Raw genomic sequence first — 18499 nt, 5'->3', positions numbered from 1 at the left:
AACTACCACACCCCAAATGAACTTTATGAGAAAGAACTAGATTCAATCTATCGAATTCAATCGTAAAAAGTGTTCAATTTAAATTTGCAATTTAGGTAAATTAAAATTTATAAAAATACCTACATGATCTATCATTAAAAGTCATGTAGGTATTTAAATAAATTCTTTATACAGATAATTTGCGTTATTAATCAAGGCATTATCAACCTATTTAGCTAATTTATGTAACTTATGAGCAATCACAATTTCTTTATTTCTATCTGTGTAAATAGCGTCTTTAAGCTGATAATAAACATGCTTAAAGAGTCCCTTATTAGCTAAAAATAAGAAATTAGCATGATGATGATCTAAATGACGTAGATATCTCTTAGCGTTCTTAACCTTAGCATGATGTGAAATATCAATCTTAGGTTCAAAATCAGTTATCTCATGCTGAGCATTATATACTGGCTCAACAGTATGATGCCAATTATCTATATGATGTGTATTGTGGCCACCGATCTGCTTACATGCTTTAATTACATCTTGTTTAGTGGATAAGTTATAGCAATTCTTAAGCTTAGAATGCTTAACATAATAATAATTGCCTAACCCATCTTGACGATAGAGCCGCAAGTTTTTCAATGAAGGATCTTTTTTATCCACTGTTACCTTAAGCACATCGCCATTTTTGTGATTTACAAGATACATGTTATGATCAATTACATAATTTTCTTTCATAAAAAACTTCCACCTCTCTCTAATTTGTAATTTTGTATTATAATGCTAATTTGCTAAAAAGTACAGTATTTTTTATTAATTTTTAGTAAAAAATCTATCATCTAAAAAGTAAAAACCTTTTTGATCCAATGAATATCTTAAATCCTAAAAGAAAAATCAATTAAAACATTACTTTTTTAAATATAAAACCGCTTCTTTAATTCATTTTTGCTCAATAGCCATACGGGATTTTAAAAATTAAATTTTCTAACTTTTTTCAAATCTTTATAAAATTAATGCTATACTACTTCTCCCGTATCAAAAATTATTTCAAATTGGTATAAAATGTTTCATCAACGGGTTCAAGCCATTCATTAGATTGGCCTTCACCTGGAACCATGAATGCCAAGTGAGAGAACCAAGAATCAGGTGCTGCACCATGCCAATGCTTGGTGTTAGCGGGAACGAAGAAGCTATCACCCGGCTTTAATTCAACTGGGTCTTGTCCTTCAAGTTGTACATAGCCACAGCCACCTACCGCAATAAGCATCTGACCTCCACCCTTAGTTGCATGATGAATATGCCAATGATTAATAACACCTGGCTCAAAGGTGACATTATGAATTGTAAATGGATCATTTGTCACTTGAGATAAATAGCTTTGACCTGTGAAGTATTGTGCGTAAGCATCGTTAGAATCTCCAATTGGAAAAATAATACTATTTTGATAAGCATCTTTTGCATCTTCTATAGTTTCTTCAGTCCAAACTTCCTTAGCCATGTTAAATGCTGCCCAAGCAACTGGCCAACCTGCATAAAATGCGGCATGAGTAATAATTGCAGCAATTTCTTTTCGGGTTACACCATTCTTTTTAGCTGTTTGTAAGTGATACTTCAATGAGCTATCAACTAGTCCACGACCAATAAACACTGAAATAGTAACAATTGAACGAGTTTTTTGACTGATATCATCGTTAGACCAGTTTTCACCGAATAAGATATCATCGTTGAAATGAGCAAATTCTGGTGCAAAGCTGCCTAATTGATCTTTACCTGCAGTTTGATGTATTTTTGTCATAGTTAGTGTTCCTTTCTATATCGCCTGTGTCGTAATCAATCATACTCATATTGATAGTTAATGTAAAATACTTATATTAACTATTCAATGATACATTTAGAGCATCAATTGTTATTTTATAAATAGTTTTCCAATAAAAAATATAATTGGAACTAATAAACTTGGTAAGAGATTCAGTGTCTTAATATTACGCAATTTTAATAGGGAAATTCCTGTAGTAGCAATCAAGAAACCACCTACAATTGAAATTTCAATTACCAACGGACCACTAAAAAATGATGCTGATAAGAATTTAGCCACCAAATATATACTTCCCTGCCAGCAAAATAATACTGGCGCACATACTAACATCCCCCAGCCAAAGCTGGCACCTAAGATTATTGAAGTAATAAAGTCTAAAGTCGCATTAGTAAACAGCATCGTATATTCGCCCTTAACAGCTGCCATTACCGGTCCCACAATTGATAAGGCGCCTATACAATAAAGCAAAATTCCTGTAGCTATTCCCTTACCAGTAGCAGACTTACCACCAAAATGTTTAACTAAATTATTATAGTGCTTATCAATATCAAGCCAAGTCCCAATAATTGCACCCAGGGCTAAACTAACAATAAATAATACTGGATAAGTACTTTTAGGCATATTATTGACTACATTCTCTAATCCAATTCCTAGAGCAGCTAACCCCATTGCAATATACAATATATCTTCATACTTTTGTTTAATACCACCTTTGGCAATACAGCCGATGGTGGTTCCAAATAAGATTGCACATGTATTAGCAATTGTTCCTATCATCTCAAGTACTCCCGTTTATAAAAATATCCTTCTTGCCCGACTCCAATTAAACATTTAAGCAAAAATTCTTCTATTAATGATACTATAATTATGTGGTTAATAACGAAGGAATGATACAAATGAAAAAAATTAGTTCAAAAACTATCGTTGATTTAATAATGATTACACTTGGATGTGCAATTTATGGTTTAAGCCTAGATATGATTTCTGTACCAAATAAGCTAGCTGATGGTGGCATTAGTGGCATAACTTTAATTATACGTCACTTTTGGGGGATTAATATGGGGATATCTACTTTAGTTCTAAATATTCCACTAATAATCCTAGGATATAAATTTATGGGCAAGCGCCTATTAGCTTACACTATTTGGGGCACACTATGTCTTTCATTCTTTTTATCATTTTGGCGTGATATCCCCTTAATAGCTAATTTTAATCTTGAACATGATTTATTCTTATCTGCCGTTTTAGCTGGAGTATTATCAGGATTTGGATTAGGTCTAGTATTTCGCTATAAAGGGACTACGGGCGGTACAGATATTATTGCTCGCATTTTTCAAATTAAGTTAGGGATTTCATCAGGTAAGACTCTTTTAGCATGTGATGCATTAGTTTTAATAGCTTCTTTGTCTTATTTAGATATCAAGCATATGATGTATACACTGTTTGCTTCTTATATTTTGGCTAAAGTAATGGATACAGTTCAAGAAGGTGCCTATACAGCCAGGGGGCTGCTTATTATATCTGATAAGTACGAAGAGATCGGACATATGATTGATAAAAAGTTAGAGCGTGGATTTACCTATCTAGAAGGCTTAGGTGGATATAAAAAAGATTACCGTCCGGTATTATACGTTGTCGTTGCTCCTCGCGAAATCGTAACTATTAAAAATCTAATCGAAGAAATTGACCCTAATGCATTTGTAACTGTAATTGAAGTTCATGAAGCCTTGGGCGAAGGATTTACTTATAAGCAAAAGAAAAGGTATCTTTTTCATAGAAAAAATCGCTAAAGATACAAGCTATAACTTAGGTCTACAGCTTGTATCTTTCATATCTTTCGTTTAAACTAATAATTAAACTTAAGGAGGTATTGATAATGGCTGACATTATAGTAACAACAACCGAAAACATACCTGGAAAAAATTATGAAATTATTGGCGAAGTATTTGGTGTAACTACTCAATCTAGGAACGCGCTGAGTGATATTGTAGCCAGTCTTAAAAGTGTAATTGGTGGTGAAGTTAAGGGCTATACTAAGATGCTAACTACTTCACGTGTTGAGGCAATTCAACGATTGCGCGATGAAGCTAAGACAATGGGCGCAGACGCTGTAGTAATGATGCGCTTTGATTCAGGGACAATCGCTAGTGATATGCAAAGCATTGTTGCTTACGGTACTGCTGTTAAATTTGTTGATTAAAAAAGATCATTCTTTTGGCATTTATTGCTTGTAAAGAATGATCTTTTTACTATGTTAATGATGGTCAATTGCGCCATTAAGTCTCTTTCGATAAATGAAATAGATAACCAAAATAAACGGTATTAAAATTAATTCTACCAGATAAAAATAATTTATCGGTAAAATTTGATCAATAAATCCTGAAATAATCGGACCAAATGACATTCCGAAATCCAGCCCTAGATAAAAAGTAGAACTAGCTATTCCCTGTTCCTGCATTGGTGCCAGCAGCAATGCAGTCGACTGCAATACAGAATAGATAATTCCATAACTTAAAGCTAGAAACGTAGCACCCAAGGCCATCTCAACATTACTATGCATAATAGTCATAAAGTAAATACAAATAGCTAAAGAAACGGTACTAATCCAAAACCAAACACCAAATCTTACTAAATCGAAGTACTTCTTAAGCCATAATCTAATTACTAAAAGTACAATTGCATAAATTAAGAAATATGATCCGATCGCGATATTAATATGACGTTGACTAGCATAAGTAACAACATCTGCTTGTGTAGTGAAATATGGAAAGGCAAACAAAGTCGTTAGTAACATTACTGGGAGAACATTTTTTTGAATTAGCTTAAATTTCTTAGGTTGATCTATGCCTGTTTTCTTCAAAGGTCGAGCATGATTACCGACAAACTGTATTGAAACAATCATCAAAAATGCAGCAACATCCGCTGCAATTAGCGACTCTCTATATCCGATAATTGGATATAAATCAATTGATAGTGCTGGGGCTAAGGCCATTGCCAAGGCATTCATTAAACCATAAAAGCCCATGGCTTCACCAACGTGTTGACGTGGTACAAGCAAGGCTAACCAAGTTGACATACATACTGTTCCTAATACATATCCAATCCCATTGATAATTCTAAAAAATAATAACCAACTGCCCTTAGGAGCTATTGCATAACCAATAACTCCAATAAGTATCATCAGACCGCCTATAAGTGACAAACGATATTTAGAAAATTTATCAGTCAGGTTGCCAGCAATTGGTCTTAAAAAAATCGCTACTATGCTCATTACACCAACAATTATTCCGGCAAAACTACTACTTGCACCTAAGCTCTTAGCATAACCATTAATAATTGGCGTAACAAACATTGTACTAAACATGAAAAAGAACGATGCCATCATTACTAAGATAACATCTCTTGTATAAATACCTTTTTTCTTTATCATTATCTTACCTGCTTCTATTATCTGCTAACGCTATTATCTTAGCACAAAAAAACAGTTTAACTTGCATTTATCTTTTTTCATACTTGTAAAAAAGACTTGAGAATGAAACTCAAGTCTTAACAATTAATTATTTTTATTAAAATCTAGCTGATTCACATCAATCATCCAAGCCAATGCGATGGACTTTTCACCTAAGTGTGTAGCAATTACTGGACTAAATTCTGCAACATCAACTGGCATCCCCGCAAAGTTATCATTAACAAAAGCCTTAATACTTTCGGCTTGTTTAGCGTCGTTTGAATGAAAAACAAATAATCTCAACTTATCACGGTAAGGCAATTCATTAGTTCTCTCTAAAGCTAGATTCTCTACTTTAGCAACTGCGCGCTTAAGTGAACGAATCTTATCAAAAGCAATTATCTTACCATCTTGAAAAGTTAGCAATGGCTTAATATGTAACATAGTACCAATGAATGCACTTGCGTTGCTTAAACGACCACCACGACTCAAGTTCTTAAGATCATCAACTACAAATATTTCATCTATTGTGTCCCTAATCTTATCAAGATGCTCGAAAATCTCATTTGGTTCATAGCCAGCCTTAATCATTTTGGCTGCTGCAAGTACTAGATATCCTTGAAGTCGAACTGTCATCTTAGAGTCATATGTATACAAGCCATACTTAGGATTATTATGAGCAATATTCTTTAAAGTTTCATAAAAACCAGAAATTCCGCTAGAAAGTGTAATAGTGATGATTGCATCATAGCCTTCATCATGAAGCTTATCAAAGAGAGTCAACATCTCCCCAATAGCAGGCTGAGAAGTCTTAGGGAAGTCCGCTCCCTCCCTTTGCATTTCAAAAAGTTGACTAGCTGTAATGTCAACTCCATCCAAATATTCTTTATTACCAACAATAATTGGAATAGGAGTAACAATTACATTATTATCCTCAGCCTCTTTTTTAGTTAAGACACTAGTACTATCGGTAACTAATGCAATCTTCATGTATTTGACTCCTTCCGCTTTACAATATCAGAATTTGATTATAGCATATCAGTTGACTTTTTTTAAGGAAATTAGCGTCTTTTTGCTTTTTAAAAAAATAGTATAATAAGAAAGATAACTTTTAGAGGTGATATTAATGGCGTTTGACGGCTTATTTATACATAGTTTATTAACAAATCTTACTCCTGAACTTGTAAATGGAAAATTAACTAAAATCTATCAACCATTTACACATGATCTAGTTCTAAATATTAGAAAAGACCGCAAAAATAAAAAATTATTGATTTCTGCTAATGCACAGAATCCCCGTTTTTATCTAACAACTGAATCGATTGCTAACCCCGATGTTGCGCCAACATTTGTCATGGTGCTAAGAAAATATCTAGTAGGTTCTATTTTACAAAAAATTGAACAAGTTGGTATTGAGCGAATTGTTAATTTTTACTTTTCTAATCGTAATGAATTAGGAGATGAAGTTCAATTAGTACTTTCCGTTGAACTAATGGGTAGACATAGTAATGTGATCCTATACGATCAAAACACTGGTAAAATTATTGACTTATTGAAGAGAATTAATCCCGATGAAAACCGCGCACGATTGCTTTTACCCCATGCTAAATATGAACTTCCGCCACTTAATCCAGGAATTAATGGATTAGAAGTAACAGAGGATCAGTTTAATCAACTAAAGACAAATTATCCCGATCCTTTTAATTTTGTAAAACAATTTAACGGCTTAGATGGTGATGATCGACAAGAATTTATGGGTTATATGGACGATGATTTTAGCTTTGATAGCTTGAATACTTTCTTTGCTCACTTTGATCATCCTAAAGGCTATACGCTGCAAACTCCTAAACATAAAGACCGCTTTTTCATTTATCTACCATATCATTTGGAATTAACGCTAATTAGTTCGAATGACAATATTAATCAGGCACTGGAAGATTTTTATAAAGAACAAGCTAATAAAGATTGGGTTCGCCAGAAATCTAAGAAAATTGAAAATATAGTATCTAACGAAAGAAAAAAACTTAGCAAAAAGATCGTCAAACTTCAAAAACAGCTTGATCAAGCAGAAAACTCTGAAGGTTATCGTATTAAGGGAGAATTACTTAATACCTACCTTCACCAAGTAAAGCCTGGTATGGAAAAGATTACATTGCCTAATTATTATGAAAATAATAAAGAAATTGTAATTAAGCTTGATCCGGCCCTTTCTCCAGCTAGAAATGCCCAAAAATACTTTACGCGCTATCAGAAATTGCGTAATTCTATTAAGCATATTAACGAGCAGATTAAAATTGCTAATGAAAATCTAGCATATTTTGATTCAATTCAAACTGCAATTGATACAGCAGACCCAGAAGATATTGATGCTATTAGCGATGAGTTAATGAATCAAGGCTATATCAAAAAGCAAGCTAATAGCCATCGACGTAAGAAAAAAATTACCGAAAAGAATCTAAACACTTTTAAACTATCTGATGGAAAAAAAGTCTTAGTTGGTAAGAACAATTATCAAAACGATTGGCTTACTCTTAAAAAAGCCGATAAGCGCAATTATTGGTTCCATGTTAAGAATATGCCTGGTTCACACGTTATCTTGCAAGACTTAGATCCTAGTGATCAAGATATTCTTGAAGCTGCTGAAATTGCCGCCTACTATTCTAAAGCACGTCAATCAGGTCATGTTCAAGTCGACTATGTTCAAGTTAAACGAATAAAAAAGCCAAACGGTGCTAAACCAGGCTTTGTTATCTATACTGGTCAAAATTCAATCGAAGTAACTCCCGAAGAAAAGGAGATTCTAGCTAAGCGAATAGATTAATCAAAAAGAGTCCCTGATACGAATCAAGTTCGTATTGCAAGGACTCTTTTTAGCTATAATGGCTGAGTTGTCATTGCCATTGTTTCTAATACTTTTAAGATGTCATCTGCAGATTGTAAACTGGAAAAAACAGGAATATGAGTACTCAAAGCTTGGTCTTTAATCATAATTGCATCATGACTGGCTGAATCTGAGAGGCTGGTTACATTAATGACCAAGTTAATCCTATGTTGAGCGATTTTTTCTAGTAAACTATTATTTCCTTCTTGGATCTTCTCAACTACACCAGTAGTTATTCCCTTTTCGGCTAAAATATTAGCAGTACCTTCAGTTGCCAATAAGTTAAAGCCTAGCTTATGGAAACGAGCAGCTACTTCAATTGCAGTATTCTTATCTGAATCCTTAACAGAGATGAAGACTGTACCATAACTTGGAATTATTAAGTCACTAGCTTCATAACCTTTATATAAGGCGATTGGCAGCTTCGTAGCTCGTCCAATTACGCTTCCAGATGTCTTCATTAATGAATCGAATGTATTTTCACCACGATAGCGTAAATAAGAAAATACCGGCATTTTTACATGAATTAGTGAATCAGATGGCCAGACATCGTTATTAAGTCCCAACTCTGATAGACTCTTACCTAACAAAACTTGTGTAGTAATAGATGCAATATCTTGGTGGAGCGATTTACTCAAAAAAGCCACATTATGACCTGAATAAGTCTTAATTTGTAAAACATAGATCTGGTCATTGGATATTAAGAAGTGCAGATTAATTGGACCACAGATATGCATATGACTGGCGATATTGACAGCTGCATCGCGTAATAATCTTTGATGAGTAGTACTTAAATTTTGAGGCTGATAAACTGCAATTGAATCTGATGCATGCGAACCCGTTTGTTCAAAGTGCTCAATAATTCCTGGCAAGGTGACGTCTTTACCATCAGAAATTGCTGTTATTTCATATTTATTGCCTTCAATGAATTTTGAAATTGTCATTTTGTCCAGCTCATTTTCTGAAATATATTTTTTCAAAGCGGGAACATCGAATACTACCGCAGACTTCTGCTTCTTGTGATTACTAGTACCACCGATCAATACAGGAAATCCATGGTCACTAACGAAGTTGTCAATTTCACTTTCATTTACAGTAATAAGAGCGGGAACCGGATTTACACCAGCTTTAATAATCAAGTTAGCAATATTATGACCTAAGAGTTGACCAATATTAGGTTGTCCGATTATCTTTAAACCATGCTTCAACAGATCCAAACGGTATTCGTTGATTTGCTTACCAGAGAATTGGGTCATAATATATTCAGTATCCTCTTTCTTAGCTATCGCTAAAATATTTTCTAAGGTAAGTGGCTCAAAGTAAACACGATCGCAGCAATTATAAGAAGCACTAATACTCTCAGGATTATTACTAATAATAATCGGGCTAATGCCCTGCTGTCTTAATGTCTCAGCTGCATGGTAAATCATGTAGTCAAATTCACCTGTCAATGAAACCTGAAATGGCTTCAAGCCCAAGATTAGACACTTTTTGGTATTAGTAAGAGGCTTCAGTTCATTCTCTGTGCCATAAGCTGAATAAAATGCACTAATTTTAGGTTCCTCAAGACCTGCTGTCCCATCAATTCTAATGTAGCTAGGATTAATATCCCAGTTATTCAATAAATTTGAAATTTCATCCTCACTCTTGCCCGTAAGATATGAAATTAGTCGATTAGAAAAACCATTAGCCTTTACTTTTAGTAAAAGATTTTTGTCTAGGGATTCATCAGTTAACTTCCTTATTAAGATCATTATATGATTAAATTTTTGTAGAAATGCCGGATGAATATGTACAGTCTGGTGCAAGGTTGTGTAAGGAATCCCCTTAGCAATTGCTGCGGCTAAGATAATGAGGTGATTTTCTAAAGGATGTTCAAGATCGGTGATGATCTCTTCTTCGCTTTTATTATATTCTTGCTTAAAAATACGCAAATTGTTGTCAAAATTAGTGGTTGCCTGCAGTGCCTTCATAAAGGCTGCTTCAAAATTACGCCCTATTCCTAATGCTGAACCACTAGAAGTCGGTTTATTACTTAATTCATAATGATTATAACCTGATTCAATAAATGACCAATATGGAAGCTGAACGCTAAATGCATCCTTTACTGGCTCAATTGCCGCATTAAGACCTGATTGTGGATCCGTAATTTCGTTTAAGTTATAGCCTAGAGCAATCTTGGCAGTAATATATCCTACACTGTATACACCGCTACGGTAAGCAATCAGGCTGGTATGCGTTATTCTTGGCTTAACACTTAAAATATTAAAAGTAAATACTTCTCCATCTTGTTTAACGGCAAAGTGAACTGACAAGCAGCCATGAATATTAATAGCATCTGCGATCTTTTTAACACAAGTACGAAGTTGACGCATTTGGTTATTATTTCTAGTAATAACTGGCGAAACTAGCAAAGAATCAGCTGAGTTAATCTTCACTGATTCTAAACTTCCTGTATTATTAATGAAACAAATATTTCCATTATTATCTCTAACCGCATCTAAAATGATCTCTTCCCAATTAGAGAAATCCTCATTAAGAATATAGTTTTTAAAATCAAAACGATCTAATTCTCGCTCTTGATCAAAGAAATTCTTCAACTCATTCCAACTTGAAAATGAATGATAAGTATCGGGTCGATACTTTAATCGTTTAGTCAAAAGCAATGGGTAATGCACTTGTTTAAATTTTTCGGTTAGATCTTCCTCATTATTCAATAACCACTGCTTAGCAGTAGGAAATTCATGTTGCTTGAAAAACTTATAAAGATTAGCATGATCTTGCAGATTTAATGCGAGTTGATTAATACTTAATAAATTAATCTTCATATCTTGCAGGATACCATCATCAAGTAGCTGGCTAGTTAGACTTAATGCTGGCTTACCACCACAAGCAGTAAAGATAGCATCTGGCTTCTCCATACGAATCACACGCTTAACAAACGGGAGCGTCATTGGTTCAAGAAAAACTCGTAAATTTTTGCGTTTATCAGTTTGAACAGTAGCTGGATTTGGATTTATTAAAACTACCTGTAAATTATCCTCCAAAAAAGCTTCCAAGGCTTGCTGTCCTAAAATATCCATTTCTGAAACTTCACCAACTATCGTTGGTCCCGCTCCTACTATTAGGACTTTATTAATTTCACTATGTAATGGCATATTTTTACTCCATCATTTGTAAAAATTGATCATAAATACTTACTGCATCAAAGTTACCAGGTGAACCTTCGGGATTAAAAGCTGTTGCAATACATTTATCGCTCTGAATCGCATAACCTGCAATTAAGTCTGACTTAAGATCATAATAAATATCAGAAAAATTTACTGCTGTATTCTCTGGAAAAACTAATTGACTAATATTCATCGCAGTCTGCCAAATATGTTGGCTTTGTTGCTTAATAACAGGAAAGTTACTGCCATTATAAGCTGGCTGTAAGTCTAACAAGTCTAAATCTAAAAAGTTGCTTAAGCTCAAAAATCCCAAGCCAATTCCTAAAATTGGCAAATTACCATAAAACTTATCAAAAATAGGATTAAGATCTTTAGCTAATTCTGAAGCACTTCCAGGGCCGTTAGAAACTACAATTCCATCTGCTCGAATGTTAATAATGTCATAAATAGATGCATTATACGGTAGAACTACACTATTTATCTTTCTTAGAGATAATTCTCGAAGCAATGAATGTTTTAATCCTAAATCAATGACAGCAACAGTTTTGCCAATGTTAGGAGCAGCATAGGGATTAGTGGTAGATATTTGAGCCGTCTTATTTTTCGGCAAAACCAAAGCCCTAATTTGATCAAAAGCATGCTCATCATCAGTATCCATAATAGATGCCTTGATTTGACGCTGTTTTTTCAGCTTTTGAACTAGGGCACGAGTGTCGACGCCATAAATTCCAGGAATTTTCTTTTCTTTTAAAAAATCATCTAGGTCTTGAAAGCTACTGCTATGGGAGATATGAAAGGCAATGTCATTAGCAATAATTCCTTTGACTGATGGATTAATTGATTCATAATCAATCGCACTAATCCCACTAGCACCAATCATAGGCGTAGTAAAAGTCAATATCTTACCAAAATTAGCTGGATCAGAGATAGCCTCTTGATAACCAAAGTTAGCCACTTGAATTGCTAGCTCACCCGTAGTAATGATGGGCGCGCCAAAACCATGCCCACTAAAAGCTGTTCCATCTTCTAGAATTAAATATCGTTTCATATGAAATCACATTTTCTGATGTAATCTTAAATTATCTAATTGCTCTCGAAAAATTGTCGGAATTGGACAGGAAAATTCTAACCACTTGCCAGTTGATGGTTGCTTGAATCCTAATGTTTTTGCATGTAAAAATTGCCCTTTACCCTTTAAGGTGTTTTTCGGTCCATATAACGGATCACCTGCTAAGGGATGGCCTATATATTTCATATGAACCCTAATCTGGTGGGTACGACCTGTTTCTAGAACACACTTTACTAAGCTGTAACCTTTAAATTGTTCTAAAACGGTAAAGTGGGTTACTGCTTCTTTACCATTAGGATTAATAGCCATTTGCTTCCGATTATTAGGATTTCGACCAATTGGGGCAGCAATAATGCCACTTTGATTTTCAAAATTTCCATGAACTAAAGCTAGGTATTCCCGTTTATTTGTCTTAGCAGCCAGTTGTCTCTCTAAACTCTCACGAGCCTTATCATTTTTGGCTACCATCAATAAGCCTGAAGTGTCCTTATCAATTCGATGAACTATCCCTGGTCTAAAGCCTTCTGGACTCTTAGCAAGCTCTTTAGTATGGTAGAGAAGTCCATTTACTAGGGTGTGATTAGGGTGTCCAGCTGCAGGGTGTACAACCATCCCTTGAGGCTTATTAACAACAATTACGTCAGAATCCTCATAGACAATATCTAAATTTAAATCCTCAGGCTCTAGATTTAGGGGTTCTTTTTTAGGAATTTCAATATTAATTCTATCCAGTTTACTAATCTTATAAGACGGCTTTTCCACCTTATTGTTAACCAAAATTTTGTTATCATCAATAAGTTCCTTTACCCGTGTACGACTGAGGTCAGTAATCTGTTCAGAAATATATTTATCTAATCTTCCCTTCTCGTCAGCAACAATTAACTCGTATATTTTACTCATTATGCAGTTGTATCCTTCTTATCTTCAAAAAATATTAAATAGATAAATACTAGAACTATCCCAATAGTAATCGCACTATCGGCAATGTTAAAAATATTAAAGTTAACAAAGTCTAACTGAAACATATCAATTACGTAATGCAAATGTATACGGTCAATAAAGTTCCCTATAATACCTCCTAATACTAAGGCTAAACCAATATCAAAAACTTTATTTTTATATTTGGGATTAAATAAGTAATATAAGACTACGATAACTGCTACCAGCGTAATGATGTAAAATAGCCACATTTGTCCAGAAAATATATTCCATGCTGCTCCGTTATTTCTTAAATAGTTGAATGAAAGAAGTCCTGGAATAACATTTTTTATTTGTCCTACTTCGAAGTTAGTATGGATATAATATTTTAGCCATTGGTCTAAAATAACTACTATTAATGATATAAATAGATAAAACGACTGTGTTATTTTTTTCATATCTTAGAATAATCCTGAAATTTTTCCATTATTGTCAACATCAATATCTAAAGCTGCTGGGTGCTTAGGCAACCCCGGCATGTCTAAGATAGATCCCGTTGAAACAACTATGAAGCCAGCTCCGTTTTTAAGTGATAATGATTTTACATGTAAAGTGAAGTCCTTAGGTGCTCCTAGTTGCTTTTTATCATCAGTAAAGGAAGCTTGAGTTTTGGCAATAATTACCGGTAGCCTATCCTTGCCTAGAGTTTGAATCTCTTGGAGCTGCTGTTTCGCTTTTTCAGAGTATTCTATCTTACTTGCGCGATAAATATTTTTAGCAATTTTTTCAATTTTTGTCTCTACACTATCTTCAGAATGATAAATTGATTGATAACTACTATCTTTTTCTGTTAAGGATACTAACTTTTTAGCGGCTTCAATGCCACCCTTAGATCCTTCATCATGATAAGAAACTACCTCACATTCAAAGCCTTCTGCTTCAACTAATTGTTTTAATTTAGCAATTTCATCGGGAGTATCTGTAGCGAATTGATTGATCACTACCATAACAGGGATACCATATTTAGCCATATTCTTCATATGACGGTCTAAATTAGCAAAGCCTTCTTCTAATGCGGAAATATTTTCTTGAGCTAGATTATCAGTTTTCTTTTCAGCTTGATATTTCAATGCGCGAACAGTTGCCACTACGGCTACAGCAGCAGGCTTTTGTTCTAGATATTTAGATACAAAATCCATAAATTTTTGACCGCCTAAATCTGCCCCAAACCCAGCTTCTGTTAATACGTAGTCACTTAGGTGAAGTGCTAAATTAGAGGCAATAACTGAACTAGCACCATGGGCAATATTAGCAAAAGGTCCACCGTGAACCAATGCAGGAGTATGTTCTAACGTTTGGACCAAGTTAGGCTTCAAGGCATTAGCAAGTAAAGCAGCAATTGCTCCCTCAAATCCTAATTGTTTAACAAATACGGGATCACCACCATGGGTAAATCCAACTAACATATTCCCAATTCTAGTCTTAAGGTCATTAATGTCTTGAGCTAGACATAGAATTGCCATTAATTCATTAGCAACAGTAATTGCAAAGCTCGTCTTTCTCTCAATGCCATTGAAGCGAGATCCTTGACCAATTGTAACCTTTCTTAAAGTACGATCATTAACGTCAATACCACGTTTAAGCACAATCCGATCTGGATCAATATTTAAAGCATTATCTTGATAAATATAATTATCAACTAAGGCAGCTAAGGTGTCGATTGCACTCGTTAAAGCGTGCATGTCACCAGTAAAATGCAGATTGATATCTTCCATTGGAATAATCTGAGCATAACCGCCACCAGTAGCGCCACCCTTAAGTCCGAATACTGGTCCCATTGAAGGCTCACGCAAGGCAATCAATGTTTTTTTATGGAGTTGATTATTGATAGCATCCCCTAAGCCAATTGTTATCGTAGACTTTCCTTCTCCTGCTGGAGTTGGTGATATTGATGTAACTAGAATTAACTTTCCTAGATGCCCATTTCTTCTTACTCTATTAATTGCCGACCAATTAATTTTGGCTTTATCATTACCATATGGTTCAATATCATCATTATTTAGACCCAACTTTTGAGCAATCTCACTAATTGGTTGAGTTTTAATACTTTGCGCAATTTTAATATCTGAATCCATTAAGCTTTGTCCTCTTTTCTATTTTTCTTTTTACTTTTAACACATACTACAAAGTAACTATAATAATTATCTTTTATTTCGTAGAGATCGAATTTTTTCCATGAAGAGCGTAAGTTAAGCTGGGTTACTCTAGCAGTTGACTTATATGGTAGCTTGAATAGATACTGACCATTCTGTTCTTCAAAGTATGAATATAGCCAAGTATATCCAGCCCAAACTACAAAAACTATACTCAAGATTAAACCAGGTAGACTTAAAGCCTTGTCTTTTTCATAGACAAATACGACTGCTACAAAAATTACGGTTAATAACCAAGAATAATAAATTACTCCTGGCACACCTAAAAAGATAAAATGCTTTTTCATTAGAATTTAAGTCCCACCCTTATTACAAAATTCATCCCCCATTATATCAAAAAATATTACTGACTGTTTTTTATTGATACTATTTGTTTTAAAATAAGTACCATAATGTTAATACTTATACTTTTAACTAAGTAAGGGAGGATCTATTAGAATGAAAATAGGTGTTTTAACTGATAGTTCAGCATATTTAACTAAGGAGCAATGCAATGAATATAATATTAGCGTTATCCCAATACCAATTATCTGGAATCAAAAAACATATTATGATTTAGTTGATATTGGTTTTGATGAATTTTACCAGAAATTAAATACTTCTAAAGAATTACCAACAACTTCTCAACCCTCAATTGGTGCTGTTAAAAAATATGTAGATCAATATGTTGAACAAGGTTACACAGACTTAATTGTAATTACCATTTCTAGTGGACTATCCAGCTTTTATAGCAATGTTGTTAGCGTTGCAAATGAAGAAAATCGAATCAAAATCCATCCATTCGATACTAAGATTACTTGTGCGGGTCAAGCTGACGCGGCTTTACTTGCTGCTAAATTAATTAAGGCTGGAGCTGGGATAGACTTAATAATGCATGACCTAGAGGACCTGCGTAATACCACTGATGTGCGTTTCATTGTTGATAATCTTAATCACTTAAAGCGCACTGGTCGTCTTTCAAACGCTGCTAGCTTCGTAGGTATACTATTGAAAATTAGCCCAATTTTGTCAATTGATGTACAAAATAAAGGAAAGATCTCTGCTATCGCCAAGGAAAGAAAATATCGTCGTGCTTATAATCACATTGAAAAAGATTTTTCAAAATTAATTTCTGATCTTTCTTATCCAGTACAAGCTACTATATTTCATGCAGATGATATAAATCGTGAAAACGACTGGCTATCTAATTATAAAGAGCGCTTTCCTGATGTTAATTTTTATTCTAGTATTATTGGACCAGTAGTTGGTGTCCATGTTGGGCAACATGCTATCGCTATGATCTGGTGTAGGAATATTGAATCTTACTTTGACAAAAATGGTAAACCTCTTTCTATCAGTCAAGTTCATTCAGAAGTAGTTGATAATTAAGATCTTTCACAGTCTTTTTCATTTAAAATTTGCTAGAATATGGGTGAGAAAGATCCATTCTTAGACAAAGAGGTTATTATGAATAAAAAAATATTTATTTCCGCACTAGGAACTTTAGCTTTAAGTGGTTGCTTTTATTCTTCAACGACTCAAGCTGCTTCTAAGACACTAACAGTTATTAAAAAAGCCCCTCTATACTACGCAAATGGCAAAAAAACGGGTAAGTATCTTTCAGTTAATAAGCGAGTACACTACTCTTTAGGTAAAAAGATAAAGATAGGCGAACATAATTATGATGCTTACTATATTCCTTCTAAAAAAGCTTGGATTTTAAAAAAGTACATATCTTTAAATAAGGCTAAATCAAAAAAAGTTTATCAAAAAGCTAGCTTGGCCTTACCTAATGGCTATACTCGCAGTGAATTACTTACTGCATTTAAAGGTCATCCTTCCGCTAAATTTAAAAAAGCCTGCATTGATGGTATGAATAAAAATAACTTCTCTCGTTTAGCTAATGTTTCTGAAAGCAAAAAAGACGATAAGACTAAACTTAAGCTAGACAAGTTGACTAACACGCAAAAAAGAGAACTTGCTAACTATACCGTCAAGTTAATTAATCAAGTGCGTAGTCAACTAAACTTACCAGCATGGCAGTACAGTAGTAGTGCACAAACATTAGCCAATGATATAGCTAATCAATATAAGTTAGCTAATTGGAGCATCGCGGATCAACGTGGACACTATATTACTGGGATTACTAAGGCTTGCAAGAAGAATGGCTTTTTCGGTCCATTAATTGAAGATAACTACGTTGAGAATATGGCGGGCTTTCTCTCTAATACGAACACCATCACTATGACTAAGCTCAAGAAGAATATCTATTTTAGTTTAAAGCAAATGATCTTTGGCTATGCTGGTAGTGGCGAACAAGGGAGAAGTGACACTAGCAAGTACGTAGAGTGGCAACATGCAGCTTCTATCTTTAATACTCAAGGTTCAAAACACGATGGAAGTTGGGACTACTTTGGCTTTAGTATCTCAAAAAAAGGCAAAGCCTACAGCTTGCATTTTGTTTGTGTCCCTAGCTTTGCAGTAGACCTATACCATAGCGGTTCTTGGGAATAATTGCATTATAAAAAGACAGAGAACACTGTCTTTTTATTTTGATTAAAAATGTAAATTTAATAAGCTGATAATCACAAAGGTCATACCACTGGCAATTACTGGCCCAGCAGCTACTCCTTTAAAGGCTACTACACCAATGATTGTTCCTAACACTAAAGCAACAGTCACTTGAGGAACTGCGGCTAATTGATTGACCCCATAACGGGACAGGATTGCAACTGCAATTCCGGCAGCAATTGCAATCCAACCAGCAGGCGTCTTAAAGGTATGTACGAGATCTTTAAATCCAATCTGTCCTGTCGCAATAGGTATTAAAATTGCAACAGAAATGACAGTTACACCCCAATTAATGCCTTTAGATTGAATTATTGGAAGTAGCTTTGATGTAAAAGGGAGTAATTTCAACCCCATTACAACTGCAGTAGCAATAATTAAGGATACATTCTTCCCTACTAAGGCAACAACTAATACTAAAAATAAAAATAACCAGCTTTCCATATTTCCTCCAA

17 protein-coding genes are annotated in these 18499 nt (G+C 34.3%); 5 read left to right on the top strand and 12 right to left on the bottom strand.

What is annotated here, in order from left to right:
* Positions 1-207: 207 nt before the first annotated feature.
* The 3 genes from J2Z60_RS05980 to J2Z60_RS05970 form a co-directional block, all read right to left on the bottom strand.
* A complete protein-coding gene (locus tag J2Z60_RS05980; protein ID WP_209686773.1) occupies positions 208-720 on the bottom strand; it encodes a hypothetical protein in 513 nt (170 codons plus the stop codon).
* Positions 721-1024: 304 nt separating this feature from the next.
* Positions 1025-1777 (bottom strand): carboxymuconolactone decarboxylase family protein, encoded by a 753-nt coding sequence (locus tag J2Z60_RS05975; protein WP_209686772.1) that lies wholly within the window; start codon positions 1775-1777, stop codon positions 1025-1027.
* A 111-nt stretch (positions 1778-1888) separates the two neighbouring features.
* Positions 1889-2575, bottom strand: a complete 687-nt coding sequence (locus tag J2Z60_RS05970; protein WP_209686771.1) for a DUF554 domain-containing protein — start codon at positions 2573-2575, stop codon at positions 1889-1891.
* A gap of 119 nt (positions 2576-2694) precedes the next feature.
* Between J2Z60_RS05970 and J2Z60_RS05965 the strand changes: the two genes are divergently transcribed.
* Together J2Z60_RS05965 and J2Z60_RS05960 are read left to right on the top strand one after the other, a co-directional pair.
* Positions 2695-3588, top strand: coding sequence for a YitT family protein (locus J2Z60_RS05965; RefSeq protein ID WP_209686770.1), 894 nt, complete (start codon positions 2695-2697; stop codon positions 3586-3588).
* Between the two features lie 86 nt (positions 3589-3674).
* Positions 3675-3998, top strand: coding sequence for a heavy metal-binding domain-containing protein (locus J2Z60_RS05960; protein WP_209686769.1), 324 nt, complete (start codon positions 3675-3677; stop codon positions 3996-3998).
* A 54-nt stretch (positions 3999-4052) separates the two neighbouring features.
* On the opposite strand, the gene J2Z60_RS05955 is transcribed toward J2Z60_RS05960, so the two are convergent.
* Together J2Z60_RS05955 and J2Z60_RS05950 are read right to left on the bottom strand one after the other, a co-directional pair.
* Positions 4053-5228: an MFS transporter gene (locus J2Z60_RS05955; RefSeq protein ID WP_209686768.1), complete on the bottom strand. Its 1176-nt coding sequence runs from the start codon at positions 5226-5228 to the stop codon at positions 4053-4055.
* 123 nt (positions 5229-5351) lie between these two features.
* Positions 5352-6236, bottom strand: a complete 885-nt coding sequence (locus J2Z60_RS05950; RefSeq protein WP_209686767.1) for a DegV family protein — start codon at positions 6234-6236, stop codon at positions 5352-5354.
* A 136-nt stretch (positions 6237-6372) separates the two neighbouring features.
* On the opposite strand from J2Z60_RS05950, the gene J2Z60_RS05945 reads away from it, so the two are divergent.
* A complete protein-coding gene (locus J2Z60_RS05945) occupies positions 6373-8067 on the top strand; it encodes an Rqc2 family fibronectin-binding protein (protein ID WP_209686766.1) in 1695 nt (564 codons plus the stop codon).
* Between the two features lie 53 nt (positions 8068-8120).
* Here the strand turns inward: J2Z60_RS05945 and J2Z60_RS05940 are convergent, their stop codons facing one another.
* From J2Z60_RS05940 to J2Z60_RS05915, 6 genes are read right to left on the bottom strand one after another with little or no spacing between them, the layout of a single operon-like run.
* The gene (locus J2Z60_RS05940) at positions 8121-11285 is read right to left on the bottom strand and encodes a carbamoyl-phosphate synthase large subunit (RefSeq protein ID WP_209686765.1); all 3165 of its coding nucleotides are present in this window, start codon (positions 11283-11285) and stop codon (positions 8121-8123) included.
* Positions 11286-11289: 4 nt separating this feature from the next.
* Complete coding sequence (locus tag J2Z60_RS05935) at positions 11290-12345, bottom strand: carbamoyl phosphate synthase small subunit (protein WP_209686764.1); 1056 nt, start codon at positions 12343-12345, stop codon at positions 11290-11292.
* 6 nt (positions 12346-12351) lie between these two features.
* Positions 12352-13266 carry an RluA family pseudouridine synthase gene (locus tag J2Z60_RS05930; protein WP_209686763.1) on the bottom strand — a complete coding sequence of 305 codons (915 nt, stop codon included), beginning with the start codon at positions 13264-13266 and terminating at the stop codon, positions 12352-12354.
* The gene (gene lspA / locus J2Z60_RS05925) at positions 13266-13742 is read right to left on the bottom strand and encodes a signal peptidase II (RefSeq protein WP_209686762.1); all 477 of its coding nucleotides are present in this window, start codon (positions 13740-13742) and stop codon (positions 13266-13268) included. Before lspA ends, J2Z60_RS05930 begins: the two co-directional genes overlap by 1 nt.
* Positions 13743-13745: 3 nt before the next feature.
* Positions 13746-15419 (bottom strand): formate--tetrahydrofolate ligase, encoded by a 1674-nt coding sequence (locus J2Z60_RS05920; RefSeq protein WP_209686761.1) that lies wholly within the window; start codon positions 15417-15419, stop codon positions 13746-13748.
* Complete coding sequence (locus J2Z60_RS05915; protein WP_209686760.1) at positions 15419-15784, bottom strand: hypothetical protein; 366 nt, start codon at positions 15782-15784, stop codon at positions 15419-15421. Before J2Z60_RS05915 ends, J2Z60_RS05920 begins: the two co-directional genes overlap by 1 nt.
* A 151-nt stretch (positions 15785-15935) precedes the next feature.
* On the opposite strand from J2Z60_RS05915, the gene J2Z60_RS05910 reads away from it, so the two are divergent.
* Both J2Z60_RS05910 and J2Z60_RS05905 read left to right on the top strand, forming a co-directional pair.
* Positions 15936-16865 carry a DegV family protein gene (locus tag J2Z60_RS05910; protein ID WP_209686759.1) on the top strand — a complete coding sequence of 310 codons (930 nt, stop codon included), beginning with the start codon at positions 15936-15938 and terminating at the stop codon, positions 16863-16865.
* 78 nt (positions 16866-16943) lie between these two features.
* Positions 16944-17990 carry an SEC10/PgrA surface exclusion domain-containing protein gene (locus tag J2Z60_RS05905; protein WP_209686758.1) on the top strand — a complete coding sequence of 349 codons (1047 nt, stop codon included), beginning with the start codon at positions 16944-16946 and terminating at the stop codon, positions 17988-17990.
* 42 nt (positions 17991-18032) lie between these two features.
* Here the strand turns inward: J2Z60_RS05905 and J2Z60_RS05900 are convergent, their stop codons facing one another.
* Positions 18033-18488: a DUF441 domain-containing protein gene (locus J2Z60_RS05900; protein WP_209686757.1), complete on the bottom strand. Its 456-nt coding sequence runs from the start codon at positions 18486-18488 to the stop codon at positions 18033-18035.
* Positions 18489-18499 lie beyond the last annotated feature (11 nt).

The sequence above is a fragment of the Lactobacillus colini genome (genome assembly GCF_017874575.1).
In the GTDB taxonomy this organism is placed as follows: Bacteria; Bacillota; Bacilli; order Lactobacillales; family Lactobacillaceae; genus Lactobacillus; species Lactobacillus colini.
The sequence above is the reverse complement of the archived record's forward strand: the minus strand, read 5'-3'. Positions and strand labels throughout refer to the sequence as shown.

Coding starts and splice junctions, on each gene's coding strand:
- J2Z60_RS05980 (WP_209686773.1), bottom strand. CDS start 720: ATGAAAGAAAATTATGTAATTGATCATAACATGTATCTTGTAAATCAC.
- J2Z60_RS05975 (WP_209686772.1), bottom strand. CDS start 1,777: ATGACAAAAATACATCAAACTGCAGGTAAAGATCAATTAGGCAGCTTT.
- J2Z60_RS05970 (WP_209686771.1), bottom strand. CDS start 2,575: ATGATAGGAACAATTGCTAATACATGTGCAATCTTATTTGGAACCACC.
- J2Z60_RS05965 (WP_209686770.1), top strand. CDS start 2,695: ATGAAAAAAATTAGTTCAAAAACTATCGTTGATTTAATAATGATTACA.
- J2Z60_RS05960 (WP_209686769.1), top strand. CDS start 3,675: ATGGCTGACATTATAGTAACAACAACCGAAAACATACCTGGAAAAAAT.
- J2Z60_RS05955 (WP_209686768.1), bottom strand. CDS start 5,228: ATGATAAAGAAAAAAGGTATTTATACAAGAGATGTTATCTTAGTAATG.
- J2Z60_RS05950 (WP_209686767.1), bottom strand. CDS start 6,236: ATGAAGATTGCATTAGTTACCGATAGTACTAGTGTCTTAACTAAAAAA.
- J2Z60_RS05945 (WP_209686766.1), top strand. CDS start 6,373: ATGGCGTTTGACGGCTTATTTATACATAGTTTATTAACAAATCTTACT.
- J2Z60_RS05940 (WP_209686765.1), bottom strand. CDS start 11,285: ATGCCATTACATAGTGAAATTAATAAAGTCCTAATAGTAGGAGCGGGA.
- J2Z60_RS05935 (WP_209686764.1), bottom strand. CDS start 12,345: ATGAAACGATATTTAATTCTAGAAGATGGAACAGCTTTTAGTGGGCAT.
- J2Z60_RS05930 (WP_209686763.1), bottom strand. CDS start 13,266: ATGAGTAAAATATACGAGTTAATTGTTGCTGACGAGAAGGGAAGATTA.
- lspA (WP_209686762.1), bottom strand. CDS start 13,742: ATGAAAAAAATAACACAGTCGTTTTATCTATTTATATCATTAATAGTA.
- J2Z60_RS05920 (WP_209686761.1), bottom strand. CDS start 15,419: ATGGATTCAGATATTAAAATTGCGCAAAGTATTAAAACTCAACCAATT.
- J2Z60_RS05915 (WP_209686760.1), bottom strand. CDS start 15,784: ATGAAAAAGCATTTTATCTTTTTAGGTGTGCCAGGAGTAATTTATTAT.
- J2Z60_RS05910 (WP_209686759.1), top strand. CDS start 15,936: ATGAAAATAGGTGTTTTAACTGATAGTTCAGCATATTTAACTAAGGAG.
- J2Z60_RS05905 (WP_209686758.1), top strand. CDS start 16,944: ATGAATAAAAAAATATTTATTTCCGCACTAGGAACTTTAGCTTTAAGT.
- J2Z60_RS05900 (WP_209686757.1), bottom strand. CDS start 18,488: ATGGAAAGCTGGTTATTTTTATTTTTAGTATTAGTTGTTGCCTTAGTA.